The organism is Streptomyces sp. NPDC092045, assembly GCF_044756005.1.
Classification (GTDB): Bacteria; Actinomycetota; Actinomycetes; order Streptomycetales; family Streptomycetaceae; genus Streptomyces.
In genome coordinates, this window is sequence record NZ_JBIVSC010000016.1 from 35119 (window position 1) to 59382 (window position 24264).

Below are 24264 nucleotides of genomic sequence, written 5' to 3' on the forward strand. Positions count from 1 at the left end.
GGATCACTGCCTGCTCTCGCGCCCTGAGAGCTTTTGTTCACCCGTCCGTAACAACGGTCGGAAAACGCAAAAGGACCCGGTGGCTGCGTCGCCCGGATCCTCTGCCCAGCAGAATAGCCCAGATGTCTTCCGGCGGAGAGGGCGGATTTCACATCGTGGATGTCTCTTCGCTCACTTCCCGCACCCGGACCGCCATGTCGCGCGGGGGCGGGGCGGCCGTGTCGGGGCGGTTCACCGGGACGGCGGTCACCGGTCCGGCCCACGCGCGCATGGCCCATCATGGGGAGCGGCGCGCACACGAACGAAGGGAGCGCCGCTATGGCAGCGGGAACCATCCGCTACTGGGCCGCGGCCAAGGCGGCCGCCGGTGTCGCCGAGGAGCCGTACGCCGCCGAGCACCTGGCCGAGGCCCTGGACGCGGTCCGGGCGAAGCACCCGGGAGAGCTGGTCCGGGTCCTCCGGCGGTGCTCGTTCCTGGTCGACGGCGACCCCGTCGGCACCCGGAGCCATGAGACCGTACGGCTTGCCGAGGGCGGCACGGTCGAGGTGCTCCCCCCGTTCGCAGGAGGGTGAACCCCAGAGCAATGAGCAACGACCAGCACCACGGCGGACAGCAGCCGGACCCGTACGCGGGCGGGCAGCAGCCGTACGACCCGTACGCGGGCGGGCAGCAGGGCCCCGACGTCACGCAGACGTGGGAGGGCCAGACCTGGGACACCCAGTACCAGCCGGCCGTCCAGCCCCGGCCGCAGACCCCCGACCCGTACGGGCAGCAGCAGCCGCCGCAGTCGTACGGGGACGGGGTGTACGAGGCGCAGGCGTACGGGCAGCCGTCGGCGTACGAGGCGCAGGCGCAGCAGTCGTACGGGTCGCAGCCGCAGCAGCAGCAGTCGTACGGATCGCAGTCGCAGCCGCAGCCGTCGGCGCACGAGGCGCAGGCGCAGCCATACCAGCAGCCGCACGCGTACGAGGCGCAGCCGCAGCCGCAGCCGTACCCGCAGGCGCAGGGGTACGGGGCGCAGCCGCAGTCGTACCCGCAGCCGCAGGCGTACGGGCAGCAGGCGCCGGAGGCGCACGCGGACGCGTACCGGCAGTCCCCGCCGCAGTCCCGGCAGGCGGCCCCGATGCCCGCCCCCGCCCCGGTCCACGCTCCGGCGCCGGCCGCCGGCCAGGCCCAGGCCCCGGCCCCGGCCCCCGCGGCCGACGGCGGGCCCGCCTACTCCTCGCCCACCACCTCCGGGAACACCCGGATCACCGACGCCCAGCGCGCCCGCGCCGAGGGCCGCTCGCCGATCATCGAGCCCGGCACGCAGCCCGCCGCCCTGACGGCGGTCCTCGGCCTGCTGCTCGCCGGCGGCGCCGCCCTCGGCCCCTACGGGCTGCTCCTCCCGCTCGTCCTGCTCCAGGGCCTCACCGCGGCCGGCTGGTTCCGGCTCAACGGCATGTGGCCGGCCCGGCAGGGCATCGCCCTCGCCTTCGCCGGCGGCCTGGTCGCCGACGGCGTCCTGCTCGCCGCCGGCCGGGAGAACGCGGCCCCCGCGATCCTGGGCACGCTCGGCGCCTGGGTGCTGCTCTGCCTCGTCCTCCAGCTCCGCAGCCACGCGGACCCGGACGAGCGGATGTACGGCCTGATGGCCACCGTCGCCTCGGCGGCGCTGACCGTGATCGCCACCGGGCACCTCGGCGCGGCCCCCGACGCCGTGGTGGTCGGCGGGGTCGCGGTCGCCGCCGCCGTCCTCGCGAAGGCGCTCCCGCTGCCCGGCCCGGTCTCCGCGGTCGCCGCGCTGCTCGCCTCGGCGGGCGCCGGGATCGCGGCCGGCGGCCTCACCGACCTGGGCGCGTCCGGCGCGCTGCTCGGCCTCGGCGCCGGGGTCTGCGCCCTGGTCGGCCTGCGGGCGGCCAGTTACGACTACCCGTCGCGGTTCGTCCACATGACCGCGGGCGTCGCGCTGCCGCTGACCGCCGCCGCGCCCGCCGTGTACCTGCTGGGCCGCGCGCTGGGCTGAGCGGCACCCCGACGCGCCCCGGAGACCGTCCGGGCGCGGGAACCAACCGGACCCCCGGCACGTCGATCTCCGTGTCGGGGGCCGAACACTTTCACGGGGGGACGCACAGCCCATGCGAGCACTGCGGATTCTGCTCATCCTGGCCGTCGTCCTCGGCGGGATCCTCGTGGGGGTCGACCGCCTCGCCGCGGCGTACACGGAGTCGGAGGCGGCGGACCGGACGCGGCTCTCCGGCGTCCGGAGCGAGTCGATCGAGGTCGACATCAAGGGCTTCCCCTTCCTCACCCAGGTCGCGGCCGACCGGTTCGACCGGGTCGACGTGCGGGCGACCGGCATCCAGGCGCGGGCGGGCGACCGGCAGATCCGGGTCGGCGAGCTGGACATGGTCCTGCGGGACGTGACCGTGGCCGGCGGCTGGACGGGCGCGAAGGCGGGCTCCGCGACCGGCACGGCCCTCATCTCCTACGCGGACCTCGCCGCCGCCTCCGAGCGCGAGGCCACCGTCGCCTACGGCGGCGAGGGCAAGGTGAAGGTCACCGGCGGGGTCGAGATCCTGGGCCGCACGCTGACCCGCACGGTCGTCTCGACGGTGTCCGTGGTGAACGGCGACACGATCCGGTTCCGCGCCGACGAGGTGCCCGGCGAGGGCATCCCGGGCGTGGAGGACCTGGTCCGGGCCCGCACCGACTTCGAGCGCCCGCTCCACGTGCTCGCCGGGGTGAGGGTGGAGAAGGTCGAGCCGCGCCCGGAGGGCCTGGTGGTCGCGCTCTCGGGCAAGGACATGGCCCTGACGGGCTGAGCCCGGGACCGCCGGGGGCCTCGCCCCTACCGGCTGGTCACATACTGAGACGGCGCCGTCCGATCCGCAGAAGGGAAACCGGACGCCTCGGTACGGAGGCGCCCGGAGCCGCCCCGTACCGTGATCACGTCTCGCATCTCGGACGATCGCGTCTCAAAATGCGACACGCCGGTGACACGGCCGCCTGTCCGTCCCTACGATCGTGGCCATGAAGCGACAGGCGGATCTCACGAAGCGGCGGGCAGTGGACCTGTGCCGCGTCGCCGCCATGCTCTGTCGCTCCGTCTGAGCGGGACGTCCGACCCCGCCCTCCCTCACGGCCCGCCGACCGAAGTCGGGGCCACATCCCGCGCAGCCGTACGCCGTCGTGCACACGCTTTCCGACGCGTACCCGCACCACCCCGCACCACACCGCCGCACACTGCCCCGGAGGAGAACAGCATGGCTCGCAGCGACGTCCTGGTCGACGCGGACTGGGTCGAGGCCAACCTCGACAACCCGCAGGTCGTCCTCGTCGAGGTCGACGAGGACACCTCGGCCTACGAGAAGAACCACATCCGCAACGCCGTCCGCATCGACTGGACCCAGGACCTCCAGGACCCGGTCCGCCGCGACTTCATCGACCAGGAGGGCTTCGAGAAGCTCCTCTCGGCCAAGGGCATCGCGAACGACACCACGGTCGTGCTCTACGGCGGCAACAACAACTGGTTCGCCTCCTACGCCTACTGGTACTTCAAGCTCTACGGCCACCAGGACGTCAAGCTCCTCGACGGCGGCCGCAAGAAGTGGGAGCTCGACTCCCGCGACCTGGTCGACGGCTCCGAGGTCCCGAACCGCCCGGCCACCACGTACAAGGCCAAGGCCCAGGACGCCTCGATCCGCGCCTTCCGCGACGACGTCGTGGCCGCGATCGGCGCCCAGAACCTGGTCGACGTCCGCTCGCCCGACGAGTTCTCCGGCAAGCTGCTCGCCCCGGCGCACCTCCCGCAGGAGCAGTCGCAGCGCCCCGGCCACGTGCCGAGCGCCCGCAACATCCCGTGGTCGAAGAATGCCAACGACGACGGCACGTTCAAGTCGGACGACGAGCTCAAGGCCCTCTACGAGGACGAGCGGGTCGACCTGGCGAAGGACACCATCGCCTACTGCCGCATCGGCGAGCGCTCCGCGCTCACGTGGTTCGTCCTGCACGAGCTCCTCGAGGTCCCGAACGTCAAGAACTACGACGGCTCGTGGACCGAGTACGGCTCCCTCGTCGGCGTGCCGATCGAGCTCGGCGCCGCCAAGTAACCCCTCCGGACCTCCCCTTCCTCCGGACCCCTCGACCGTAAGGACAGAACAGCATGTGTGGAGCGCAGCCCGGCGGCCCCGACGCCTCGACGATCAAGCCCGGTGAGACCACCATCCAGGGCTTCGTGACCAAGGACGGCGAGCCGGTCACCGGTTACGTCCGCCTCCTGGACTCGACCGGCGAGTTCACGGCCGAGGTCCCGACCTCCGCCACCGGACAGTTCCGCTTCTACGCGGCCGAGGGCACCTGGACCGTCCGCGCCCTGGTGCCGGGCGGCACCGCCGACCGCAAGGTCGTGGCGCAGAAGGGCGGTCTCGCGGAGGTCGCCATCGCGGTCTGATCCGCGACGCCTTACCGGCCGAAGGGCCGTGCCTCCTGGGGGTTGGACGCCATTCCGGGACTTGGGGCACGGCCCTTCGGTCTGTCCGGACGTAGGCTGAAGGGGTGTACGCACGCCGTCGCCGCGTCTACTTCTGGATGATGGGCGCCTGCCTCGTGCTCTTCGTGGGCGCCTGGGCCGTCGTGCGCCTCTTCTCGACGCCGGCCGCCGTCGCCCTGTGCGTCGTCGCCATGGTCATCCCCCCGGTCGCCGCGATGGTCGCGAACCGCCGGGGCCCGGAGGACCGCTGGTGGGACGACCCGTCGGGCGACCCGAAGTCGGACGAGTGGTGGGACGAGCTGGACGGGAAGGGGCGCGGGGGGCGGTAGGACCCGTGCGGCGGGCCGGGCCTCGGGGACGCCGCCCGGGAGCCGTCGGACGGGAAGGGGCGCGGGAGGCGCTGAGGTCCGTCAGTAGACGAGGGCCTGCACGCCGTCCGCCGTCGCCTCCTGGACGAAGACCTGCGCGCCGGCGATGCGGACGCCGTCCAGGACGTCCTTCTCCGTGATCTCGCGACGGGCCGCGCACTGCGTGCAGAGCGTCACGCGCCCGCCCGCCAGGAGCGAGTCGAGCAGGTCCGGCAGCGGTGCGGCGTGCGGGAGTTCGAACTCCGCGGCCCGGCCCGGGAGGGCGAACCAGGCGGACTCGCCGGTCAGCCAGAGCGACACCTCGACCCCGCTGGCGACGGCCACGGCGGCCACCGTGAAGGCCTGCGAGCAGCGTTCGGGGGAGTCGGCCCCGGCGGTCACCTTGATCACGAGCTTCTTCGCCATACACCGAACTGTAATGCGGACCACCGCAACCCCCTGCACCCCTCACGGGTCAGGAGGGTGCGCGGATTGTGGAATCCGTGCTTCAGGTCTCGTGGGGGGACTCTTGAACGACGAAACGACCGTCCCCGACCGGGGAACGGCGCCACCGCCGCTGAAACCGGACGCTCCGGCCGGCACCGCGCCCGCGCCGGAGGCCGGGACGAGCGCCGCGCCCGCGTCCGACACCGCGCCCGAGGCCGAGCCGGACACCGCGCCCGCGACCGCCGCGCGGCCCCGCCGCCGCGTCCTCCGTACCGCCGGGCTGATCGCCGTCGCCGCCGTCGTCGGCCTCGTCGGCGGCACCGCCGTCGGCTACGGCGTCCAGGCCCAGCGCGAACCGACCGCCCTTCCGCCGCTGAACCAGCCGGGCCTCGTCCAGCCGAAGCCGCTCCCGAAGGGGCAGAAGGCGAAGCCGCTCCCGGCGTCGGAGGACCTCCGGGCGAAGGCCCGGGGCGACCTGCGGAAGCTGCTGCTGCCGAAGCCCGCCGGCGCGAGGAACGCCGAGTTCGCCGACGCCGACGGCTGGATGGACCTGTCCGCGTTCACCTCGATGTTCACCAGGCCGGCCGGGGCCCTCGACGACCAGCTGGACCTGGGCCTCCGGCGGATCGCGGTCGCCTCCTGGACGACGGGCGAGCACCGCGGGGTCGACGTCCGGCTGATCCAGTACCGCGCGAACGACGTCCTCGGAGCGAAGGAGCACGTCGAGAACCAGCAGGACTACATGTCCGACGAGGACTACGCCCGGAACGAGGGCCGGGAGCTCAAGGGCTCGACCAACGGCCGCTACTACGTCTTCCCCGTGAGGCGGAAGGCCGGCCACCTCGACTCGTACCAGGCCAGGGCCTACTTCCACCGCGGTGACATCGCGGTCGAGATCTTCGTCACGGACACGAAGAAGATCTCCGAGAACGACATCCGTTCGCTGGCCGAGCGACAGCTGGGGCGCCTGTGAGTGAGGACCGCAACGACGTGACCGAACCCGTGACCGAAGCGGCGGAGGACCGGCAGCCGTCGGCGGGGGCCCCGGGGCGGAAGGGCGTCCGCCGGGCCCTCCTCGGCGTCGTCCTGCCCTCCGTGCTCGTCCTCGGCCTGATCGGCGGCGGCGTCACGTACACCGCCCTGACCGTCTCCTCCGCCGACCGCACCGCGCCGACGCAGGTGTGGGCCGCGCCGGAGAAGACCGCGCGGGACGAGGACCCGGCCGCCGCCCTGGCGCGCGGCAGGGCCGGGACCCCGCTGAGCGGGCTCCTCCTCCCGCTGCCGGAGGGGTACGAGTTCGGCCCCGACGAGGAGCTGTACGGGAACGACGGCGAACTCGGCGCCGCGGAGGCCACCGCGCTGGTGAAGCAGGAGGGCAAGGGGCTCTCCGGGAAGAAGCGCCGGGAGTTCGAGAAGCGGGTCGACAAGCTCGGCATCGGGGGCATCGCGGTCCGCACCTTCGCCGACCCCGACCGCGACGTCGTCGTCTCCTTCCAGATCGCGCGGATGAAGGACAGGAAGCGGGTCGAGGAGAGCTACCGGCTGCGCAAGGAGGTCATGGACTTCCTGGAGTTCCCGAAGGGACCCGGGGTCAAGGACCACCGCGACGCCGTCTGCCACACCGCGCCCGACAACGACGAGCTGGGGAAGAAGGAGCAGGCCCTGGCGCTGGAGGAGATGATCTGCCTCGCGTACGACTCCGAGGTCATGGTCACCCTCAGGGCGGTGGGCGCCAAGCCGTTCGACGGGGCGCGCGTGGCGGACCTCCTGAAGCAGCAGCTCGACCACATCGCGTCCCCGGGGGAGTACGTATGACCGAGCAGGCCCTGACGCCGGCGCCGCCCGCGCCGCCCGTCCCCGCATCCGCGCCCGCGACGGAACCCGCGCCCGCGACAGAGCCCGTTCCCGCGACGGAGCCCGCGCCCGGCCCCGCCCCCGAGGCGGGCACCGCCCCCGCGCCGAAGAAGTCACGGCGGCCCCTCCTGTGGGGCGTCGCCCGCTGGACCGCCGCCGTGCTCGTCTGCGGCGGCGTCGGCGCCGGTACGGCCCTGGGCATCACCGCCCTGGAGCGCACCGACGTGCCCGGTCTCGCGACCGCGTCCGACGGCCGCTGGGACTATCCGGAGCTCACCCTCCCGGCGCTGCCCGAGGACGCCCCGCGCCCGTGGACCGAGGGCAACGACGGCGAGATCCACCACGCCGACCTGCGGAAGCTCCTGCTGCCCGCCCCGGCGGGCGCCACCGTCGACCCGAAGTCGAACGGCGGCTGGACCGGCCTCGACCCCTACCTCGCGCTCCTTCCCGAGAAGGACCGGGCCGGGGTGGGGGCGTACGTGGCGGACTCGGCGCTCCGGCACGTCACCGCCCGCGGCTGGACCACGCCGGACGGCACGACCACCCGGGTGCACCTGCTGCGGTTCGCGTCGGTGGCGTTCGCGGAGGACTTCAAGGACGAGACCATGGAGGGGGTCTCCAAGAGCACCAGGATGCCCCTCGGCGTCGAGGCCGCGGAGATCGACGCGTCCGTCCAGAAGGTCGAGGTGCCCCACCTCTCCCTCTACTCCTACGCGGAGACGGAGCCGTACGGCCCCGAGCAGACCCGGTGGGCCTACATCCAGGCCGGGGACACGGTCGGGGTGGTCACCCAGACCCGGAAGGGCGGCGTCCCGACCGTCCCCTTCCAGCAGACCGTCGCCCTCCAGGCGCAGCTCCTCGGCTGACCGCGCCCCGCGCGGGACCCGCGCCGAGACCCACCTCACCGAGTGGGCCGGACCCCAGGCCACTAAGCTGGGCTCCGGCCCGTTCCGCCTTCACACCTCAGTCGAGGAGCACCCCGTGATCTTTTTCTTCGAAACTCTGCTGGTCCTGGTCTGCGTGGGCGTGCTCGCCTTCACGGGCCTGGCAGTGAAGAAGCTGTACCAGGGCCAGCGGTAATCCACCTCTAGAGAACGCCAGAGCTGCTCATGATCGAGATTCCGTCCGACCTCAACCCGGACCTCGTCCCCCTCGCGTTCCTGCTCGGCACGTGGGAGGGCGCGGGCGTCTCCGACTTCCCCGGCGCCGAGAAGTGCAACTTCGGCCAGTCCGTGACCTTCGCCCACGACGGCCGGGACTTCCTGGAGTACCAGTCGCACTCCTGGGTCCTGGACGACGAGGGCAACAAGGTCCGTCCGCTGGAGAGCGAGAGCGGTTACTGGCGGATCGACAAGGACCGCAAGGTCGAGGTCGTCATGGTCCGCGACCAGGGCGTCGTCGAGATCTGGTACGGCGAGCTCGCCGACCAGAAGCCGCAGATCGACCTGGCGACGGACGCCGTCGCCCGTACGGCCGCCTCGGGCCCGTACAGCGGCGGCAAGCGCCTGTACGGCTACGTCAAGAGCGACCTGATGTGGGTGGGCGAGAAGGCGACCCCCGAGGTCCCGCTGCGTCCGTACATGTCGGCGCACCTGAAGAAGGTCGTCACCCCGGAGGAGGTCGCGGAGATGGCCCGCAACCTGCCCGACATGCCGGACGACGGCATCGCCTTCTTCCGCTGAGCGGACCCTTCCGTCCGGCGAAGGCCTGGGGTCGCGCGCCGCGCCCTCCTACACTGGGGGGCGTGGTGAGCACCGACTGGAAGAGCGACCTGCGGCAGCGCGGCTACCGGCTGACGCCGCAGCGCCAGCTTGTCCTGGAGGCCGTCGACGCGCTGGAGCACGCGACGCCCGACGACATCCTCTGCGAGGTCCGCAGGACGGCCTCCGGAGTGAACATCTCCACCGTGTACCGGACCCTGGAGCTCCTGGAGGAGCTCGGGCTCGTCAGCCACGCGCACCTGGGGCACGGGGCCCCGACGTACCACCTCGCCGACCGGCACCACCACCTCCACCTGGTCTGCCGGGACTGCTCCGGGGTGATCGAGGCGGACGTCGAGGTGGCGGCCGAGTTCACCGGGAAGCTCCGCGAGACCTTCGGCTTCGAGACGGACATGAAGCACTTCGCGATCTTCGGACGGTGCGGGGACTGCGCCGCGAAGAAGCGCGAGGAGGTCCCGGCGGGCGAGTAGGACCCCTCGTGCGCCCCGGGCCCGGCACCCCCTGGACACGGAGTCGTAGGCTTTCCCCCATGCAGCGACATTCCACGACCAGCCCCCTGCTGTCCCTGCCCGGCGCCGTCGCCGCGGAAGGACGCGACGAGGGCGTCGCCGCGCACTACGGCGACCTGTTCCGCGAGCAGCGCGCCCTCTCCGCGGGCGAGGGCTTCGTCGACCTCTCGCACCGCGGCGTCGTCGCCGTCTCCGGCGACGACCGGCTGAGCTGGCTGCACCTGCTGCTCACCCAGCACATGACCGACCTGCCGGCCGGACGGGCCACCGAGGCGCTGGTCCTCTCCGCGAACGGGCACATCGAGCACGCCCTCTACCTCGTCGACGACGGCGAGACGGTGTGGGCGCACGTCGAGCCGGACACGCGGGACGAGCTGATCGCCTATCTGGAGTCGATGAAGTTCTTCTACCGGGTGGAGGTCGCCGACCGCACCGGGGACACCGCGGTCGTCCACCTCCCGGCCGGCTCCATCGCCGAGGTGCCCGAGGGGGCCGTCGTACGGGAGACCCCGCACGGCCGCGACCTCTTCCTGCCCCGCGCGGACCTGGAGTCCTTCGCCGCCTCCCACGGACCGGCGGCCGGGATCCTCGCGTACGAGGCGCTGCGGGTCGAGGCCCACCGGCCGCGGCTCGGCTTCGAGACCGACCACCGGACCATCCCGCACGAGATCGGCCTCATCGGCAGCGCCGTCCACCTCCAGAAGGGCTGCTACCGGGGGCAGGAGACCGTCGCCCGGGTGCAGAACCTGGGCAAGCCGCCGCGCCGCCTGGTCTTCCTGCACCTGGACGGCAGCGAGGTGCTCCTGCCGGGCCACGGCACCCCCGTCCGGCTCGCCTCCGACGGCGAGGAGGGGCGCCAGCTCGGCTTCGTGACCACCGCCGTCCGCCACCACGAGCTGGGTCCGATCGCCCTGGCCCTGGTGAAGCGAAACGTTCCCGTGGACGCGCCCCTGGTCGCCGGGACGACGGCGGCGGCCCAGGAGGTCGTCGTCGAGCCGTAGGGACCGGCCGGGGTCAGACCTCGACGATCACCGTGAACGGGCCGTGGTTCGTGAGCGAGACGCGCATGTCCGCTCCGAAGCGGCCCGTCTCCACGTGCGCGCCCAGCTCGCGCAGCCGGTGCACGACCTCGTCCACGAGGGGCTCGGCGACCGGGCCGGGCGCGGCCGCGTTCCAGGTGGGCCGGCGGCCCTTGCGGGCGTCTCCGTAGAGGGTGAACTGGGAGATCACGAGCAGCGGCGCGTTCACGTCGGAGCACGACTTCTCGTCGTCCAGCACCCGGACGGACCAGAGCTTTCTGGCCAATTGGGCGGCCTTCTCCGGGGTGTCGTCATGGGTCACCCCGACCAGGACGCACAGCCCCTCGCCCTCGATCTCACCGACGGTCTCCCCTGCGACGACGACGCGCGCGCCGTCGACCCTCTGCACCACTGCTCGCATGCGCACCAACCTACCCACCCGAACGCGGGAGGGGCCGAACGGGTGCAGAGCGCCTGCACGTGCACGGGTGGGAGTGGCACCATGCCTGTCAGGCGGTGCGGCTCCGCACCGGTCGAGGGGACGAAACTCATGAGTGCACCTGGCACCGGGCCCACGCCGCCCGGTCCCGTACCGCTGACGCGGGCCGGCGGCTCCTCCGTGACGCGGCCGCCCGCGCAGCGGACCTCCGAGCCCGCCCTGCCGGACCGGGCGCAGCCGGACCTCGGCACGCTGAGGCTGCCCGAGCTGCGCGCGCTGCGCCGGGACGCCCGGAGCGACGAGGCCGACCTGAGCTACGTGCGGCGGATGCTCCAGGGCCGGATCGACATCCTGCGGGCCGAGCTGGCGCGCCGGACCGACCCGGAGGCGCCGGTCCTCGACCGGCTCTCGGAGATCCTCGCCGACGTGCCCTCCCGGCACCGCAGTTCGGCCCGGCACGTGACGCTGTCGACGCCGCGCGGGGAGGAGTACCGGCGGCTCGCGGCCGAGATGCTGTCCGAGGTCGAGCTCTCGGACCTGACGGCCCGCACGGACGACGAACTGCACGCGGGGATGGGCCGGCTCGCGGGCTACGAGCAGCAGGTCTCCCGGCGCCGGCAGCAGCTCCAGCGGACGGCCGACGACTGCGGGGCGGAGATCGCCCGCCGGTACCGGGAGGGCGAGGCGCAGGTCGACGACCTGCTGGCCTGAGGCCTTCCGGGGCGGTTCGGCGCCTTGTCCGAGGCGCTTCGGGGGCGCTTCCGGGGCGCTTCCGGGGCGCCCGAAAACCCGGTGCGGGCCCGTCGGGGGCCTGCGTAGGGTCGGAGGATGACTGTCGACGTACGCGCGGTGACGGAATCCGAGTTCCCTGACTGGCTGCGGGGCCTGCGCACCGGTTTCCTCCGTCCGCCCGACGTGCCCGACGGGGACGTGGCCGACCGGCTGCCGCACACGGACCTGGCGCGGACCCTGGGGGCGTTCGACCGGGGCCGGATCGTCGCCACCTTCCGCTCGTTCCGGCAGGAGGTCAGCACGCCCGGCGGGGGCGGTCTCGCCGCCGACGCGATCACGCAGGTGACCGTCTCGCCGACGCACCGGCGCCAGGGCCTGCTGAGCCGCATGATGGCCGCCGACCTGGCCGTCGCGAAGGAGCGGGGCGACGCGATCGCGACCCTGATCGCCGCCGAGTACCCGATCTACGGCCGCTTCGGCTTCGGCCCGGCGAGCTGGACCACCGAGTGGAGCGTGGACCTGCGGCGGGCCGGGTTCGACCCGCGCCGCTCGGGCCGCCCGGAGGACGGCGGCCGCGTCGACCTGAGCGACGGCGACGAGATCCGCAAGATCGGGCCCGCGCTGCACCGCCGGCTCGCCGGGGTCAGGGCCGGGGTCACCGACCGGACCGGGCGCAACTGGGCGCAGGGCACCGGCCTCGGCTTCCAGCTCGACCCGTGGACGGAGCCGTACTACGCGGTGTACCGGTCGGCGTCCGGCGAGCCCGAGGGGTTCGTGTCGTACCGCACCGACGACAAGTGGGACGACACCAAGCAGCCGCTGAACACCGCGACCGTGCGGGACCTGGTCGCCGTCACCCCGGCCGCCGAGCGCGCCCTGTGGCTCTACCTCTGCTCGCTCGACTGGGTGACCACCGTCCGCTCCGGTTACCGCGCGCCCGACGACCCGCTGCCGGAGCTCCTGCCGGACCCGCGCGCGGCGCGGACGGTGTCCCACGCGGACATGCTGTGGGTGCGGGTCCTGGACGTGGTCCGGCTCCTGGAGGGCCGCGCGTACCCGGTGGCGGACTCGCTCGTCCTGGAGGTGCGGGACGCGGACGGTCCGGCGGGCGGGCGCTTCCGCCTCGACGCCTCGCCGGAGGGCGCCTCCTGCGTCCGTACGGACGCGTCCGCCGACCTCGTCCTCGGCGTCGCCGAGCTGGGGACGCTGGCGTTCGGCGACCGGTCGGCGGTGCGGCTGGCCCGGCTCGGGCGCGTCGAGGAGGCGACGGCCGGCGCGGCGGCCCGCGCCGACCTGCTGTTCCGCACCGCGCTGCGGCCGTTCTCGCCCGACATCTTCTGAGCCGTTCCCGGGGACGTCAGCGGGTCCGGAGGCGGAAGAGGAAGCCGGAGGCGGCGAGCGCCAGGGCCAGCAGGCCCGCGCACCAGCCCAGCGCGATCCACGGCGCGTCACCGGCCGGCCGGTCGAGCAGCAGGCCGCGCATCGACTCGATGAGCGGGGTCACCGGCTGGTGCTCGGCGAAGCCGTGCAGCCAGCTCGGCATGGTCTCGATGGGGACGAACGCGCTGCTCGGGTACGGCAGGAACATCATGAAGAAGGTGACGGCGCCGGCCGCCTCCGCCGTCTTCGTGAGGAGTCCGAGCGCCGCCGACAGCCAGGAGACGGCGGTGATCCAGGCGAGCAGCAGTCCGATCGCCGCGAGCCAGCCGGCGGCGGTCCCGGCCGGGCGGAAGCCGATGGCGAAGGCCGCGCCGAGCACGAGGGTGGTGGAGAGCGCGTTGCGGGTGACGGTGGCGGCGACGTGTCCGGCGAGGAACGGCGTGCCGCCGACGTCGAGCGTGCGGAAGCGGTCGACGACCCCGAGCCGCATGTCCTCGCTGACGCCGACGGCGGTGCTCGCCGCGCCGAACCCGGCGCAGAGGACGAGGACGCCGGGGACGACGTAGGTCACGTACCGGGTGCCGGTGTCGATGGCTCCGCCGAAGAAGTAGACGAAGACCAGCATCAGCATGATCGGCAGCATCATCGAGGTGATGACGGCGTCGAGGTTGCGGCGGCTGATCCGGATGCCGCGGCCGGCGAGGACGCTCGCGGCGGAGAGGGCGTCAGACACGGCTGGGCTCCTTGTCGTACGGGGGGAGGGCGGTGGTGTCGGTGAGGGCGAGGAAGACGTCGTCGAGCGTGGCCGCGTGGAGGGAGAAGCGGGCGATGTCCCGGCGCTCCGGGTCGAGGACGTCGAGGAGTGCGCGGACGTGGGCGGCGCTGCCGTCGGTGGGGACGCCGAGGGCGAGCGCCTCGGGGTCGGTCGTGACGGGGGCCGCGGCGGACGTGAGGCGCAGATGGGCCTCCCGGTCCCGGGCGACGAGGTCGAGCCGGTGCCCGGCGTAGCGCGACTTGAGTTCGGCGGCGGTGCCGGTGGCCAGGGTGCGGCCCGAGCCGAGGACGGTGATCAGGTCGGCGAGCCGGTCGGCCTCCTCCAGGTACTGGGTGGTGAGGAAGACGGTCGTGCCGGCGGCGGAGAGCTCGCGGACGGCCTCCCACAGCTCCTGGCGGCTGCGCGGGTCGAGGCCGGTGGTGGGTTCGTCGAGGAACATCACCCGGGTGGTGCCGGGGTCGCGGACGAGGCCGGCGGCGAGGTCGAGGCGGCGGCGCATGCCGCCGGAGTAGGTCCTGGTGAGGCGGTCGCCGGCCTCGGTGAGCCGGAAGCGTTCGAGGAGTTCGGCGGTGCGGCGGGCGGCGGCGGGGCGGGAGAGCCCGGAGAGCCGGGCCGCGGTCCGCAGGTTCTCGGCGCCGGTCTGGGTCTCGTCGACGGCGGCGTACTGGCCGGTGAGGCTGATCGCGCGGCGGACCAGGGAGCGCTCGGTGACGATGTCGTGCCCGGCCACGCGCGCGTGGCCGGCGTCGGGCCGGGCGAGGGTGGCGAGGATGCGGACGGTGGTGGTCTTCCCGGCGCCGTTGGGGCCGAGGAGGGCGAAGACGCTGCCCTCGGCGACCCGCAGGTCGAGGGCGTCGAGGACGCGGACGGTGCCGTGGCTCTTGGTCAGGCCGGTGGCTTCGATGGCCGGAGGCATGGCGTGCTCCCTGGGCTCGTGGAGGGCACGGCGGAACACCGCGCCGGTACTGCGTATGCCTTACGCGTTACTGTGTAAGGGTTACGCATTACTAGGATGGACGTCAAGCGCGGGGCCCTGCGGGCGGCGGGCGCGGTGCGTGTCGTACGGGTCGTACGGGTGGTGTGGGCCGTGCGCGTCGTAGGGGCGGAGCGGGCCGTGCGCGTCGTGCGGGCCGTGCGCGTCCTGCGGGACGGGGTCCACGAGGTGCGGAGGCGGAAGGTCATGGCGGACGGCGGAAGCGGCCGGGGCGACGGGCGGACGGGAGCCGGGACGGCCGGCCGGCCGGGGGCCCGCGCGGACGGGGGGCCGGGCGGCCGGGCGGATTCCCGTGCGGGCGGTCCGTCGGGCGGCCGGGCGGATTCCCGCGCGGGCGCTCCGGCGGGCGGCGGGTCCTTCCTGCCGCCCGCGATCGAGGCGGCCTGGGGGGTGCGGGAGCGGCCCTCCAAGGGGCCCAGGCCCAGCCTGACCCTGGACCGGATCGTCGGCGCGGCCGTCTCCCTCGCCTCGGCCGAGGGGCTCGACGCCGTCTCCATGGGCCGGGTCGCCAAGGAGCTGGGCGTCTCCACCATGTCGCTCTACCGGTACGTCTCGGCCAAGAGCGAGCTGTACGTCCTCATGCAGGAGGCCGCGACGGGCACCCCGCCCGACCGCCTTCCCCCGCCCGGCGCCGACTGGCGCGAGGCGCTGGCGGCCTGGGCCTGGGCGATGCGGGAGGTCTACCACCGCAACCTCTGGCTGCTGCGGGTCCCCGTCGCCGGTCCGCCCGCGACCCCGAACATGGTCGCCTGGTGGGAGAAGGCCCTCGTCGCCCTGGAGGGGACGGGCCTGGACGAGGGCGCCGTGCTCTCGGTGACCCTGCTCGTGTCCGGCTACGTGAAGAACGAGGCCGTCCTGACGGCCGACCTCGCCGCCGTGGTCGCCGCGAGCGACGACCCGCCGGAGCAGGTCATGGCCCGGTACTCCCGCACCCTGCGGCGGCTCGCGGACCCGGAGGAGTACCCGGCGGTGACGCGGGTCCTCGACTCGGGCGTCCTGGACGTCGCCGACGAGCCGGAGGACGAGTTCCGCTTCGGCCTGGAGCGGATCCTGGACGGGGTCGCGGTCCTGGTGGCGGCCGGGGGGACCGCGTCGTGACGGGGGAGCCGGCCGCTCCCCGGCCCCCGCGCTCGTACCGCACGGCCCGCCGGACCGCAGCCGGCCTCGTCCTCCTCGACGGGCCCGCGGGCCTCGTCGAGCCCCCCGGGGGCTACGGCCACGTCGTCCTGGACGGGGCCCGGGACCTCTCGCCCCCGCAGTGCCGGGCCGTCGCCCGCCGCACCGCGTTCGGCTCGCTCACCGTCCTCGGGGACCTGGCCCGGGGCACCACGCCCCGGGCCGCCCGCGACTGGCGCGCGCAACCCGCCCACCTGGGGGAAGCCGGAGGCGCGGGTGGTGCCCCTGACCCTCGGCCACCGGGTCCCGGCGGCGATCGCGGACCTCGCCGACCGGCTCCCGCCGCACCTGGGCGCGGACGTCCCGGCGGGCCGGCCGGCCCGCGCGGACGGCGAGGCGACCGTCCACCGGACGGCGGACCTCCCGGCCGGGGCCCGCACGGCGGTGCGGGCCGCGCGCGCGGAGGAGCTCCCGGAGTGCCTGCGGGAGCCGGTTCCCCCCACCGCGCGGTGAGTTCGGCTCCGGTCCGGGCTCCGTGCGCGGCTACGGCCTCCCGCGGCCCAGCCGGTTCAGCGTCTCCACCGCGACCCGGGCGCGTGCGTCCGCGTGCGGGGGTGCGGCGAGGGTGACGCCCGCGCCGGTGAGGATGCCGAGGTCGAGCTCCCAGTCGTGCCGGGAGCGGTGGTCCCAGACCTCGAAGGCGATCTCCACGTGCTCGCGCGCCCGCGCCTCGTCCATCCCCGTGACCTTCCGCAGGTGGGCGAGGGCCCGGTCCTGGAGGCCGCGCACCTGGGCGAGGCCGAAGTGCGTGACGGTGTGGCAGTCGGTGCACAGGCAGATGAGCCGCTTGAGGGTCTGGACGCGGGCGGCCTCGTCGAAGGTCCAGCGCTCGTGGGCCTCCAGCCACCGCCGGGCCGTACGGTCCTCGCCCGCCCCGCAGGCCTCGCAGCGCCGCCCGGCCCGGCGGGTGATCATCCGGCGCAGCCGCTCCCAGTCGGCGGGCGCGACGCAGGAGCGCACGTTGGTGAACCAGCAGGTCCGGGGCACGAGGTCGACGAACAGGCCGCTGCCGAGGCTCCGGTCCTCCCCGGGGAGCAGCTCGGGCACGTCGGCGGCGGCGGCCCAGCGGGCGAGCTCCGCCATCCCCGGCCGGGGCGCGAACCACCGCCTGGCCACCGGGTCCCAGCAGGCGCCGCCGCGCTTCGCCCCGTCCTTCTCGGCGTACGGAACGTCCAGCCAGATCCGCTCGACCGTCATGCCCGCCCTCCCCGTCGGCCCCGGCCCATGCTGCCACGGGCCGGGCGCCGGGGCGAGGGTCAGCCGGTACGGCGCCGGGCGAAGCGGATCATGTTCCCGGCCGGGTCGCGGAAGGCGCAGTCGCGGACGCCGTACGGCTGGTCGAACGGTTCCTGGAGGACCTCGGCGCCGGACTCCCGGATGCGCTCGAAGGTGGCGTCGACGTCGTCGGTGGAGAAGATCACGCCGCGCAGCAGGCCCTTGGCGAGCAGTTCCGCGACGGCCTGCCGGTCGGCGGGGGAGGCGCCCGGGTCGGCGAGCGGCGGTTCGAGGACGATCTCCACGCCGGGCTGCGCGGGCGAGCCGAGGGTCACCCAGCGCATCCCCTCGAAACCGACGTCGTTGCGCACGTCGAGCCCGAGGGCGTCGCGGTAGAAGGAGAGCGCCTTGTCGTGGTCGTCGACGGCGATGAAGCACTGCGAGAGCGTGATGTCCATGGGATCGACGCTACGGCGGGGACCCGGGCCCCCGCTTCTCCGATCCTGACCGTTCGCCCACCGGCCGTTCCCGACGGGTCCGGCCTCCGGCTCCCACCGGCTCTCGACCCGGGCCCCGGCCCCCGGTCCCCACCGGCTCCCGGCTCCGGCCCCCGGGCCCCGGCTCCCGGTCCCCACCGGCTCTCGACCCCGTCCCCGGCCCCCACAGGCCCCGTGCCCCGTCCCCTCCGCTAGCCGTTCCTGACCGGCCGGGTGAGGACCTTGGCGACGCACGCGGGGATCTCGGCGCCCTCCGCGTGGTCGCGGGCCCGGTAGGCGCTCGGCGTCTCCCCGACCAGCTCGGTGAAGCGCGAGCTGAACGACCCGAGCGAGGTGCACCCCACCTCGAAGCAGACCTCGGTGACGCTCAGGTCACCCCGCCGCAGCAGCGCCTTGGCCCGCTCGACGCGACGGGTCATCAGGTAGCTGTAGGGCGTCTCACCGAAGGCGGCGCGGAAGCTCCGCGCGAAGTGCCCGGTCGACATCAGGGCCACCTTCGCCAGGGCCGGGACGTCCAGGGGCGACGCGTAGTCGCGGTCCATCGTGTCGCGTGCCCGCCGCAGCCGTGCCAGGTCCTCCAGGTTCACCTCTCCAGGATGGCACGGCAGGGGGGCCGGGACCGGGGGCACGGCCGTTCCGGCCCGGTGGGTGAGGGCCTCCCGGCCGCGTACGGTGGGGACGTGTCCCCGCGCCGGCCGGCCCTCCGGGGCAACCCCTCGGCCCTTCCCCTCCTCTTCCTGGACGTCGACGGCCCTCTCATCCCCTTCGGAGGGCCGTCGACGCGGTACCCCGCGGGCTGTGCGACGTACCTTCCGCCCGCCGGAGGCCCGGACGACGGCATGAACCCGCTCCTCGCGCGGGTCGATCCCGGGCTCGGTCCGCGTCTGGCGGCGACGGGGTGCGAGCTGGTGTGGGCGACGACGTGGATGGACGACGCGAACGCGTACGTCGCGCCCTGGCTGGGCCTGCCGGACCTTCCGGTGGTGCTCTGGCCGGACGAGACCGACGAGGACGTGGCCGAGCGCGAGCTCACGGGCCTCCACTGGAAGACCCGCCCCCTCGTCGCCCTGGCCGCCGGCCGCCCCTTCGCCTGGGTGGACGACGAGATCACCGGGGCCGACCGGGCCTGGGTGGCCGCCCACCACCCGGCCCCGGCCCTCCTCCACCGCGTCGACCCCCGCGACGGCCTCGCGGACGCGGACTTCGCGGCCCTGGCGGAGTGGCTGGACGGCCTCGCGGAGTAGCCGCGCCGCGCGTCAGCGCAGGGTGACCCGGGCGAGGACCGGCAGGTGGTCGCTGCCGGTGGCGGGCAGGGTGCGGATCCGGCCGACGGTCGCCGCGCGGGCCATGACCTGGTCGATGCGGGCCACCGGGAAGGCGGCGGGGAAGCTGGGGGCGAGACCGCGCCGGGCCGCGCCGAGCCGGGAGGTCAGCGGGTCGAGGCCGCGGTCGTCGACGGTGCCGTTGAGGTCGCCGAGCAGGACCACCGCCGCCACCTCCTCGGCGGCGACGGCGTCCCCGAGCCGCCGGGCGCTCTCGTCGCGCCGGGAGGACGCCAGACCGCCCGCCCCGATCCGTACCGAGGGCAGGTGCGCGACGTACACCGCGACGTCGCCGCGCGGCGTGCGGGCCACGGCCCGCAGCCCCCGTTCCCACGGCCCGGTGATCCCCGGCGGCCGGATGTCCACCGGGCGCGCCCCCGTGAGCGGATGCCTCGACCAGAGCCCGACCGTGCCGTGGACGGCGCGGTACGGGTACTCCGGCGCGAGCGCCTCCTCGTAGACGGACAGCGCCGGGGGCACCAGCTCCTCCAGGGCGACCAGGTCGGGTCCGGCGGCGGCCAGCGCGCGGGCGGTGCCGGCCGGGTCGGGGTTCTCGTCGCTCACGTTGTGCTGCACGACGACCAGTCCGTACGGCCCGCTGCCCGGCCCCTCGCCGGGCAGGAGCAGCCCGCCGAACGCGTGTGCCCAGGCCGCCGCCGGCAGGACGAGCACGGCCGGCGCGACGCCGGAACGCCGCAGCAGCGCGAGCCCGATCAGCACCACGACCACCGGGCCGAGCCAGGGCAGGAAGGAGGCGAGGAGACCGCCGGGGGGACCGGGCACGGCCCGGTGGAACAGCAGCAGCCCGGCGATCGCCACCGCGAACCCGCCGATCACCCACCCCGGCCGCCGCCCCGGCCCCGGCTTCCGGGCTTTCCGCTCCGCACCCGTCCTCCCGACGTCCCGTCCCGAACCCCCCCGGCCCCCGCCCACGCCCCGCATCCGTCCTCCCGGCTTCCCGTCCCGCACCCGTCCTCCGGGTCTTCCTCCACCCCACCGCCGCCCCCGCTCCCTGATCCCGCCGATCGACACGACGTCCCTCGGGGGCGGCCCGGAGGGCCCCGAACCCGTCCTCCCCGCCCTCCCGCCCCGGTGCCGTACGGCGGATCAGACGTGGAACTCGGGCGGGAATCCGGTCCAGCGCAGTTCCTCGGGCAGGTGCCGCACGTCGTTGGAGAACAGTACGGAGGGCGGACGGCCGGGCGCGTACCGGAGGACCGTCAGGGCCGCGTTGGCCTGGTTGATCCCCAGCCAGCGCCACTCGGGCGCGTCGAGGGCGGCCCGGACCAGCCAGCCGACGAGGAAGGTGTGCGTGACGACCAGCTCGTGGCGGGGGTGCTCGCCGTCGACCGGTCCCGTGAACTCCGCGAGCGCCTCCCGGGCCAGCTTCCGGCCGAGGTCGCGCTCCTCCTCCGTGACCCCGGAGAGGAAGGCGAGCAGGGCGTCGGCCGCGTCCGGCGGCAGCTCCTCCTTCGCCGGCAGGTGGGGGACGTAGTCGCCGGCCGCCTCCGACCGGCGCAGCGGAACGCCGTCGAGCTGCGCGGCGATCAGCCGGGCGGTCTCCTCGGCGCGGGGCAGCGGGCCGTGGTGGACCACCGACAGCGGGGCGCCCCGGAGCCGTTCGCCGAGCAGGACGGCCTGGCGCCGCCCGTTCTCCGTCAGGGCGGTCTCGTCCGCCGTCGCCTCGCCGTGCCGGGTGAGGTAGAGGTATCGCGCAGCCGTGTCCGTCATGTCCCGGGCCTCCGTCGCCGACCGGTGATCTCGTACGTCTGCGGGGGACGCCGGCCCCTCCCGGCCCGGTTCCGCCGCGCCCCGGCCCGTTCCCCGGTCCCGCGTCCCGCACTTGACACGAGCGCGACTTTTGCAAGCAGCCGCTTGCAATAGTTAGCAACGGCTGGCATGGTCGGTGCATGGCATCGCTCAACGTCGGCAATCTCGGCAACCTCGGCGACTACCTCCGCGAGCAGCGGAGGACCGCGGAGCTGTCGCTGCGGCAGCTCGCCGAGGCCGCCGGGGTGTCGAACCCGTACCTGAGCCAGATCGAGCGGGGGCTGAGGAAGCCCAGCGCCGAGGTGCTGCAGCAGGTCGCGAAGGCGCTGCGGATCTCCGCCGAGACGCTCTACGTGCGGGCCGGGATCCTCGACGAGAAGGAGCGGGAGGAGCTGGAGACGCGCGCCGTCCTCCTGGCCGATCCCTCGATCAACGAGCGGCAGAAGCAGGTGCTGCTCCAGATCTACGACTCGTTCCGCAAGGAGAACGCCGCCGAGGCCGCTTCCGCGGACGTCCCCGGGGACGACGGCGTCCCCGGACCCGCGCAGGCGCCCGCGCCCGTGCCCGATGCCGAAGAACCGCCTTCGCGCTAGCCCGTACGTACGCCACATCCGGGAGGACCACCAGCATGGCCATCATCGACGAACTGCGCACCCCCCTCTACTTCGCCGCCGGCACCGCCGACCTCGCCGTGCGGCAGGCCCGGAAGGTTCCCGGCCTGATCGAGCAGATCGCGGCCGAGGCGCCCGCGCGCATCGAGGCCGTCCGGAAGACCGACCCGAAGGCCGTGCAGGAGAAGGTGACCGTCCAGGCCAAGGAGGCCCAGGCCACCGCCCGGACGAAGTTCGCCGAGGTCGTCGAGGTCCTCGACACCGACCTCAAGAAGCTCGGCGAGACCGCCCAGGACCTCGCCCTGCGCGGGGTCGGCGTCGCCGCCGAGTACGCGGTCAAGGCGCGCGAGAAGTACGAGGAGGTCGCCGCCCACGGCGAGGAGACCGTCCGCGCCTGGCGCGGCGAGGCCGCCGAGGAGATCACCGAGATCGCCATCGCCGTCGAGCCCGACCCGGAGCCGAAGGCCGACGCGGTCGACGGGGCCAGGACGGTCGGGACCATCCGGGCCGAGGCCGGGGAGAAGAAGGCGCCCGCCAAGAAGACCACCGCCCGCAAGGCGCCCGCCAAGAAGGTGTCGGTCACCGCCGAGAAGGAGTAGGGGCGAACCCCGTACGGGTACACGGAGCGCCGTACCGGGTACCTTGACCGTGAGGCGCTCTCTCTCCCTCCCCACTAGGCGGTGCTCAGCATGTTGCGCGCGGGATTCGATTCCCTCCTTAACCTGGTGATGTTCCTGGTCTTCACCGGCTTCGCCGTCGCGGCGCTCGTCTTCGCCGCCATGGCGCGCGAGGACGCCTACCGCGCCGCGGAGAAGCAGACGAAGAAGTTCTGGCTGATCATCCTGGGCGTCAACCTCGTCCTCAACCTGCTCCTGCCGATGCTGTTCCTGCAGATCGCCGGAGTGATCGCCGCCATCGTGTTCATGGTGGACGTGCGCCCCGCGCTCGCGCAGGTCTCGGGCGGCGGCCGCGGCCCCCGGGGCGGCGGTTCCAGCAGCGACGGACCGTACGGCCCCTACAACGGCGGCCGGTAGCGGAGCGGGAGCGACGAGCAGGCGGCGGCAGGGCCCGGGGTCATCCCCGGGCCCTGTCCCTTTCCAGGGCCAGGACGGCCACGTCGTCCGTCAGCTCGCCGCCGTTCAGGGACCGGACCTCCGTCACGGCCGCCTCCAGGAGCTCCTCGCCCCGCAGGCCCTCGTCCAGCTGCCGGTTCATCATCGCGACCATGCCCTCCTGGCCGAGGCGCGGCGAACCGGGCCCGGCCGAGCGGCCCTCGATCAGCCCGTCCGTGTACATGAGCAGGCTCCACGCCCCGCCCAGCTCCACCTGGCGGCGCGGCCAGCGGGCGCGCGGCAGCAGCCCCAGGGCCGGGCCGCCGTCCTCGTACGGGAGGAGCCGCGCGGCCCGTCCCCGCCGGGCGATCAGGGGCGAGGGGTGCCCGGCCAGGCAGAGGCCGGCCCGGCGTCCGTCGGGCGCGATGTCGACCGTGCAGAGGGTCGCGAAGATCTCCTCGCTCTCCCGCTCGTGCTCCAGGACCTGCTGCATCGTCGAGAGCAGCTCGTCCCCGCACAGGCCCGCGAAGGTCAGGGCCCGCCAGGCGATCCGCAGCTCGACCCCGAGCGCCGCCTCGTCGGGGCCGTGCCCGCAGACGTCGCCGATCATGGCGTGGACCGTGCCGTCCGGGGTGCGGACGACGTCGTAGAAGTCGCCGCCGAGCAGCGCGCGGGACCGGCCGGGCCGGTAGTGGGCCGCGAACCGCAGGTCGGAGCCCTCCAGGAGCGGCGTCGGGAGCAGTCCGCGCTCCAGGCGGGCGTTCTCCTGGGCCCGCAGCCGGGACTCGGCCAGCTTCACCTGCACGGCGTCGGCCCGCTTGCGCTCGACCGCGTACCGGATGGCCCGGCTGAGCAGGCGCCCGTCGAGCTCCTCGCGGAAGAGGTGGTCCTGGGCCCCGACCCGCACCGCCTCGGCGGCCAGCTCGGCGTCTGCCGAGGCCGCGAGCGCGAGGACGGCGTGGCGCGGGGCCAGGCGCAGGATGTGCCGGAGCGGGGCGAGCGGGTCGTCGCCCGCGGCGGCCCGGGGGCCGGGCAGCGAGAGGTCGACGAGGACGCAGTGGACGTCGTCGGTGAGCAGCCGCTCGGCCTCGGTGAGGTTGCGGGCGGTACGGATGCGGACCCGGGTGCCGGCGGCGTCCGCCGCGTCGAGGAGTTCGGGTACGGCGAAGGCGCCCGCCGGGTCGTCCTCGACGACCAGGAGAGTCAGATCGGTGCGGTCGGTGCCTGTGACTGTGCCTGTCATAGCGGTGGCGTCCATGGCGCTGGCGTCCGTATCGGTGGCGTCCGTATCGGTGTCTCCGCCGGGGCCCGCGGCGGCAGAGACGTTTCTCTGACGCGGTACGGATACGGGCATCGGTCCGGTTGTTCCTTCCCTCCCCCCGAGGGGGCGCGGAGCGCCGGATGGCACCCCGCCCGTCCCGGACCCTAGCGGTAGGGCGGTGCGCAGCGGAATGGAGATCGGCCGTGAGTGCGCGCGTCGCGGTTGGCATATGCCGCGGAAGGGGAGGTACCCGCCCCCGCGCGGCAGGTGGGACGGGTCCGGGGGCCATGAGAAAGGTCACGCGGGCGGGGCGGCGGGCGGGCGGCGGGGCCTGTGGCCGGGGCTTTCTCCGTCACGTCGGGAGGGGGCGGGGCACGGGCCGGGCGGTACGGGCCCGCCGGAAGGCGCCGCGCACACGGGCCCGGGGGCCCACCGCTCGCGCAGCCCGCGGGCGCGCCGTTCGCACGGACCTGTAGGCGCACCGCTCGCGCGGGCCCACTACTCGTAACGGCTCACTGCTCGCGTGGGCTCACCGTTCGCACGGACCCGCGGGCGCACCGCTCATGCGGGTCCACTGCTCGCGCCGGCCCACCGCTCGCACGCATCCGTAGGCACACCGCTCGCGCCGGCCCACTGCTCGTACCGGCTCACCGTTCACACCGGCCCGCCGC

At 74.4% G+C, this 24264-nt stretch carries 30 protein-coding genes and 1 pseudogene; 21 read left to right on the forward strand and 10 right to left on the reverse strand.

Annotation, left to right across the window (positions count from 1 at the left end):
• The first annotated feature begins 318 nt into the window (after nucleotides 1-318).
• The 7 genes from ACIQKA_RS26975 (at nucleotide 319) to ACIQKA_RS27005 (ending at nucleotide 4801) form a co-directional block, all read left to right on the forward strand.
• Nucleotides 319-573: a MoaD/ThiS family protein gene (locus ACIQKA_RS26975; protein ID WP_030220964.1), complete on the forward strand. Its 255-nt coding sequence runs from the start codon at nucleotides 319-321 to the stop codon at nucleotides 571-573.
• A gap of 11 nt (nucleotides 574-584) precedes the next feature.
• Nucleotides 585-2006, forward strand: coding sequence for a hypothetical protein (locus tag ACIQKA_RS26980; RefSeq protein WP_402542657.1), 1422 nt, complete (start codon nucleotides 585-587; stop codon nucleotides 2004-2006).
• A 112-nt stretch (nucleotides 2007-2118) separates the two neighbouring features.
• The gene (locus ACIQKA_RS26985; protein ID WP_383151779.1) at nucleotides 2119-2805 is read left to right on the forward strand and encodes a DUF2993 domain-containing protein; all 687 of its coding nucleotides are present in this window, start codon (nucleotides 2119-2121) and stop codon (nucleotides 2803-2805) included.
• 208 nt (nucleotides 2806-3013) lie between these two features.
• Complete coding sequence (locus tag ACIQKA_RS26990; protein WP_350497993.1) at nucleotides 3014-3094, forward strand: putative leader peptide; 81 nt, start codon at nucleotides 3014-3016, stop codon at nucleotides 3092-3094.
• Nucleotides 3095-3246: 152 nt separating this feature from the next.
• Complete coding sequence (locus ACIQKA_RS26995) at nucleotides 3247-4092, forward strand: sulfurtransferase (RefSeq protein WP_383151778.1); 846 nt, start codon at nucleotides 3247-3249, stop codon at nucleotides 4090-4092.
• 53 nt (nucleotides 4093-4145) lie between these two features.
• Entirely contained in the window at nucleotides 4146-4433 is a 288-nt protein-coding gene (locus tag ACIQKA_RS27000) for a DUF1416 domain-containing protein (RefSeq protein ID WP_030220952.1), read from the forward strand.
• Between the two features lie 104 nt (nucleotides 4434-4537).
• Nucleotides 4538-4801: a DUF3099 domain-containing protein gene (locus ACIQKA_RS27005; RefSeq protein WP_383151776.1), complete on the forward strand. Its 264-nt coding sequence runs from the start codon at nucleotides 4538-4540 to the stop codon at nucleotides 4799-4801.
• Nucleotides 4802-4882: 81 nt separating this feature from the next.
• Here the strand turns inward: ACIQKA_RS27005 and ACIQKA_RS27010 are convergent, their stop codons facing one another.
• Nucleotides 4883-5245, reverse strand: a complete 363-nt coding sequence (locus tag ACIQKA_RS27010; RefSeq protein ID WP_383151775.1) for a DsrE family protein — start codon at nucleotides 5243-5245, stop codon at nucleotides 4883-4885.
• A 103-nt stretch (nucleotides 5246-5348) separates the two neighbouring features.
• Here ACIQKA_RS27010 and ACIQKA_RS27015 point away from each other — a divergent pair, with 103 nt between their 5' ends.
• From ACIQKA_RS27015 to ACIQKA_RS27040, 6 genes are all read left to right on the forward strand, one after another.
• Complete coding sequence (locus tag ACIQKA_RS27015) at nucleotides 5349-6239, forward strand: hypothetical protein (protein ID WP_402542659.1); 891 nt, start codon at nucleotides 5349-5351, stop codon at nucleotides 6237-6239.
• Nucleotides 6240-6256: 17 nt separating this feature from the next.
• Complete coding sequence (locus tag ACIQKA_RS27020; RefSeq protein ID WP_402542661.1) at nucleotides 6257-7081, forward strand: hypothetical protein; 825 nt, start codon at nucleotides 6257-6259, stop codon at nucleotides 7079-7081.
• On the forward strand, nucleotides 7078-7986 hold the full coding sequence (locus tag ACIQKA_RS27025) for a hypothetical protein (RefSeq protein WP_391094263.1): 909 nt from the start codon (nucleotides 7078-7080) through the stop codon (nucleotides 7984-7986). The genes ACIQKA_RS27020 and ACIQKA_RS27025 overlap by 4 nt, the downstream gene beginning before the upstream one ends.
• A 243-nt stretch (nucleotides 7987-8229) precedes the next feature.
• On the forward strand, nucleotides 8230-8802 hold the full coding sequence (locus ACIQKA_RS27030) for an FABP family protein (protein WP_383151771.1): 573 nt from the start codon (nucleotides 8230-8232) through the stop codon (nucleotides 8800-8802).
• Nucleotides 8803-8864: 62 nt separating this feature from the next.
• The gene (locus tag ACIQKA_RS27035; protein WP_383431411.1) at nucleotides 8865-9311 is read left to right on the forward strand and encodes a Fur family transcriptional regulator; all 447 of its coding nucleotides are present in this window, start codon (nucleotides 8865-8867) and stop codon (nucleotides 9309-9311) included.
• Nucleotides 9312-9370: 59 nt separating this feature from the next.
• Nucleotides 9371-10351: a YgfZ/GcvT domain-containing protein gene (locus ACIQKA_RS27040; protein ID WP_383151770.1), complete on the forward strand. Its 981-nt coding sequence runs from the start codon at nucleotides 9371-9373 to the stop codon at nucleotides 10349-10351.
• Between the two features lie 13 nt (nucleotides 10352-10364).
• Here the strand turns inward: ACIQKA_RS27040 and dtd are convergent, their stop codons facing one another.
• On the reverse strand, nucleotides 10365-10790 hold the full coding sequence (gene dtd, locus ACIQKA_RS27045; protein WP_383151769.1) for a D-aminoacyl-tRNA deacylase: 426 nt from the start codon (nucleotides 10788-10790) through the stop codon (nucleotides 10365-10367).
• Between the two features lie 129 nt (nucleotides 10791-10919).
• Between dtd and ACIQKA_RS27050 the strand changes: the two genes are divergently transcribed.
• Together ACIQKA_RS27050 and ACIQKA_RS27055 are read left to right on the forward strand one after the other, a co-directional pair.
• Nucleotides 10920-11519 carry an ABC transporter substrate-binding protein gene (locus tag ACIQKA_RS27050; protein ID WP_383151768.1) on the forward strand — a complete coding sequence of 200 codons (600 nt, stop codon included), beginning with the start codon at nucleotides 10920-10922 and terminating at the stop codon, nucleotides 11517-11519.
• Nucleotides 11520-11636: 117 nt separating this feature from the next.
• Entirely contained in the window at nucleotides 11637-12881 is a 1245-nt protein-coding gene (locus ACIQKA_RS27055; protein ID WP_383431408.1) for a GNAT family N-acetyltransferase, read from the forward strand.
• 16 nt (nucleotides 12882-12897) lie between these two features.
• On the opposite strand, the gene ACIQKA_RS27060 is transcribed toward ACIQKA_RS27055, so the two are convergent.
• A complete protein-coding gene (locus tag ACIQKA_RS27060; protein WP_383151766.1) occupies nucleotides 12898-13653 on the reverse strand; it encodes an ABC transporter permease in 756 nt (251 codons plus the stop codon).
• The gene (locus ACIQKA_RS27065; protein WP_383151765.1) at nucleotides 13646-14611 is read right to left on the reverse strand and encodes an ATP-binding cassette domain-containing protein; all 966 of its coding nucleotides are present in this window, start codon (nucleotides 14609-14611) and stop codon (nucleotides 13646-13648) included. The genes ACIQKA_RS27060 and ACIQKA_RS27065 overlap by 8 nt, the downstream gene beginning before the upstream one ends.
• A gap of 438 nt (nucleotides 14612-15049) precedes the next feature.
• On the opposite strand from ACIQKA_RS27065, the gene ACIQKA_RS27070 reads away from it, so the two are divergent.
• On the forward strand, nucleotides 15050-15787 hold the full coding sequence (locus ACIQKA_RS27070; protein ID WP_383444096.1) for a TetR/AcrR family transcriptional regulator: 738 nt from the start codon (nucleotides 15050-15052) through the stop codon (nucleotides 15785-15787).
• 20 nt (nucleotides 15788-15807) lie between these two features.
• A pseudogene (locus tag ACIQKA_RS27075) lies at nucleotides 15808-16273 on the forward strand (AAA family ATPase); the annotation flags it as partial.
• 75 nt (nucleotides 16274-16348) lie between these two features.
• On the opposite strand, the gene ACIQKA_RS27080 reads toward ACIQKA_RS27075, so the two are convergent.
• From ACIQKA_RS27080 to ACIQKA_RS27090, 3 genes are all read right to left on the reverse strand, one after another.
• Entirely contained in the window at nucleotides 16349-17062 is a 714-nt protein-coding gene (locus tag ACIQKA_RS27080; protein ID WP_391094269.1) for a DUF5710 domain-containing protein, read from the reverse strand.
• A 59-nt stretch (nucleotides 17063-17121) separates the two neighbouring features.
• Nucleotides 17122-17538, reverse strand: a complete 417-nt coding sequence (locus tag ACIQKA_RS27085) for a VOC family protein (protein WP_376237068.1) — start codon at nucleotides 17536-17538, stop codon at nucleotides 17122-17124.
• 230 nt (nucleotides 17539-17768) lie between these two features.
• Complete coding sequence (locus ACIQKA_RS27090) at nucleotides 17769-18164, reverse strand: helix-turn-helix domain-containing protein (protein WP_383151760.1); 396 nt, start codon at nucleotides 18162-18164, stop codon at nucleotides 17769-17771.
• A 93-nt stretch (nucleotides 18165-18257) separates the two neighbouring features.
• Here ACIQKA_RS27090 and ACIQKA_RS27095 point away from each other — a divergent pair, with 93 nt between their 5' ends.
• Nucleotides 18258-18821 carry an HAD domain-containing protein gene (locus tag ACIQKA_RS27095; protein WP_383151759.1) on the forward strand — a complete coding sequence of 188 codons (564 nt, stop codon included), beginning with the start codon at nucleotides 18258-18260 and terminating at the stop codon, nucleotides 18819-18821.
• Nucleotides 18822-18833: 12 nt separating this feature from the next.
• Here ACIQKA_RS27095 and ACIQKA_RS27100 read toward each other — a convergent pair whose 3' ends face one another.
• Entirely contained in the window at nucleotides 18834-19841 is a 1008-nt protein-coding gene (locus ACIQKA_RS27100) for an endonuclease/exonuclease/phosphatase family protein (RefSeq protein ID WP_402542664.1), read from the reverse strand.
• A gap of 165 nt (nucleotides 19842-20006) precedes the next feature.
• Complete coding sequence (locus ACIQKA_RS27105) at nucleotides 20007-20630, reverse strand: histidine phosphatase family protein (protein WP_383151757.1); 624 nt, start codon at nucleotides 20628-20630, stop codon at nucleotides 20007-20009.
• 179 nt (nucleotides 20631-20809) lie between these two features.
• Here ACIQKA_RS27105 and ACIQKA_RS27110 point away from each other — a divergent pair, with 179 nt between their 5' ends.
• The 3 genes from ACIQKA_RS27110 (at nucleotide 20810) to ACIQKA_RS27120 (ending at nucleotide 22314) form a co-directional block, all read left to right on the forward strand.
• Complete coding sequence (locus ACIQKA_RS27110; protein WP_402542665.1) at nucleotides 20810-21262, forward strand: helix-turn-helix domain-containing protein; 453 nt, start codon at nucleotides 20810-20812, stop codon at nucleotides 21260-21262.
• 35 nt (nucleotides 21263-21297) lie between these two features.
• Nucleotides 21298-21879 carry a hypothetical protein gene (locus tag ACIQKA_RS27115; protein WP_383151755.1) on the forward strand — a complete coding sequence of 194 codons (582 nt, stop codon included), beginning with the start codon at nucleotides 21298-21300 and terminating at the stop codon, nucleotides 21877-21879.
• 90 nt (nucleotides 21880-21969) lie between these two features.
• Nucleotides 21970-22314 carry a DUF2516 family protein gene (locus ACIQKA_RS27120; protein WP_383151754.1) on the forward strand — a complete coding sequence of 115 codons (345 nt, stop codon included), beginning with the start codon at nucleotides 21970-21972 and terminating at the stop codon, nucleotides 22312-22314.
• A gap of 40 nt (nucleotides 22315-22354) precedes the next feature.
• On the opposite strand, the gene ACIQKA_RS27125 is transcribed toward ACIQKA_RS27120, so the two are convergent.
• Nucleotides 22355-23824, reverse strand: a complete 1470-nt coding sequence (locus ACIQKA_RS27125; RefSeq protein ID WP_383431459.1) for a PP2C family protein-serine/threonine phosphatase — start codon at nucleotides 23822-23824, stop codon at nucleotides 22355-22357.
• Nucleotides 23825-24264: the final 440 nt, after the last annotated feature.

Coding starts and splice junctions, on each gene's coding strand:
- ACIQKA_RS27055 (WP_383431408.1), top strand. CDS start 11,637: ATGACTGTCGACGTACGCGCGGTGACGGAATCCGAGTTCCCTGACTGG.
- ACIQKA_RS26975 (WP_030220964.1), top strand. CDS start 319: ATGGCAGCGGGAACCATCCGCTACTGGGCCGCGGCCAAGGCGGCCGCC.
- ACIQKA_RS27100 (WP_402542664.1), bottom strand. CDS start 19,841: ATGCGGGGCGTGGGCGGGGGCCGGGGGGGTTCGGGACGGGACGTCGGG.
- dtd (WP_383151769.1), bottom strand. CDS start 10,790: ATGCGAGCAGTGGTGCAGAGGGTCGACGGCGCGCGCGTCGTCGTCGCA.
- ACIQKA_RS27030 (WP_383151771.1), top strand. CDS start 8,230: ATGATCGAGATTCCGTCCGACCTCAACCCGGACCTCGTCCCCCTCGCG.
- ACIQKA_RS26985 (WP_383151779.1), top strand. CDS start 2,119: ATGCGAGCACTGCGGATTCTGCTCATCCTGGCCGTCGTCCTCGGCGGG.
- ACIQKA_RS27025 (WP_391094263.1), top strand. CDS start 7,078: ATGACCGAGCAGGCCCTGACGCCGGCGCCGCCCGCGCCGCCCGTCCCC.
- ACIQKA_RS27105 (WP_383151757.1), bottom strand. CDS start 20,630: ATGACGGACACGGCTGCGCGATACCTCTACCTCACCCGGCACGGCGAG.
- ACIQKA_RS27000 (WP_030220952.1), top strand. CDS start 4,146: ATGTGTGGAGCGCAGCCCGGCGGCCCCGACGCCTCGACGATCAAGCCC.
- ACIQKA_RS27110 (WP_402542665.1), top strand. CDS start 20,810: ATGGCATCGCTCAACGTCGGCAATCTCGGCAACCTCGGCGACTACCTC.
- ACIQKA_RS26990 (WP_350497993.1), top strand. CDS start 3,014: ATGAAGCGACAGGCGGATCTCACGAAGCGGCGGGCAGTGGACCTGTGC.
- ACIQKA_RS27080 (WP_391094269.1), bottom strand. CDS start 17,062: ATGACGGTCGAGCGGATCTGGCTGGACGTTCCGTACGCCGAGAAGGAC.
- ACIQKA_RS27115 (WP_383151755.1), top strand. CDS start 21,298: ATGGCCATCATCGACGAACTGCGCACCCCCCTCTACTTCGCCGCCGGC.
- ACIQKA_RS26995 (WP_383151778.1), top strand. CDS start 3,247: ATGGCTCGCAGCGACGTCCTGGTCGACGCGGACTGGGTCGAGGCCAAC.
- ACIQKA_RS27050 (WP_383151768.1), top strand. CDS start 10,920: ATGAGTGCACCTGGCACCGGGCCCACGCCGCCCGGTCCCGTACCGCTG.
- ACIQKA_RS26980 (WP_402542657.1), top strand. CDS start 585: ATGAGCAACGACCAGCACCACGGCGGACAGCAGCCGGACCCGTACGCG.
- ACIQKA_RS27040 (WP_383151770.1), top strand. CDS start 9,371: ATGCAGCGACATTCCACGACCAGCCCCCTGCTGTCCCTGCCCGGCGCC.
- ACIQKA_RS27065 (WP_383151765.1), bottom strand. CDS start 14,611: ATGCCTCCGGCCATCGAAGCCACCGGCCTGACCAAGAGCCACGGCACC.
- ACIQKA_RS27010 (WP_383151775.1), bottom strand. CDS start 5,245: ATGGCGAAGAAGCTCGTGATCAAGGTGACCGCCGGGGCCGACTCCCCC.
- ACIQKA_RS27120 (WP_383151754.1), top strand. CDS start 21,970: ATGTTGCGCGCGGGATTCGATTCCCTCCTTAACCTGGTGATGTTCCTG.
- ACIQKA_RS27085 (WP_376237068.1), bottom strand. CDS start 17,538: ATGGACATCACGCTCTCGCAGTGCTTCATCGCCGTCGACGACCACGAC.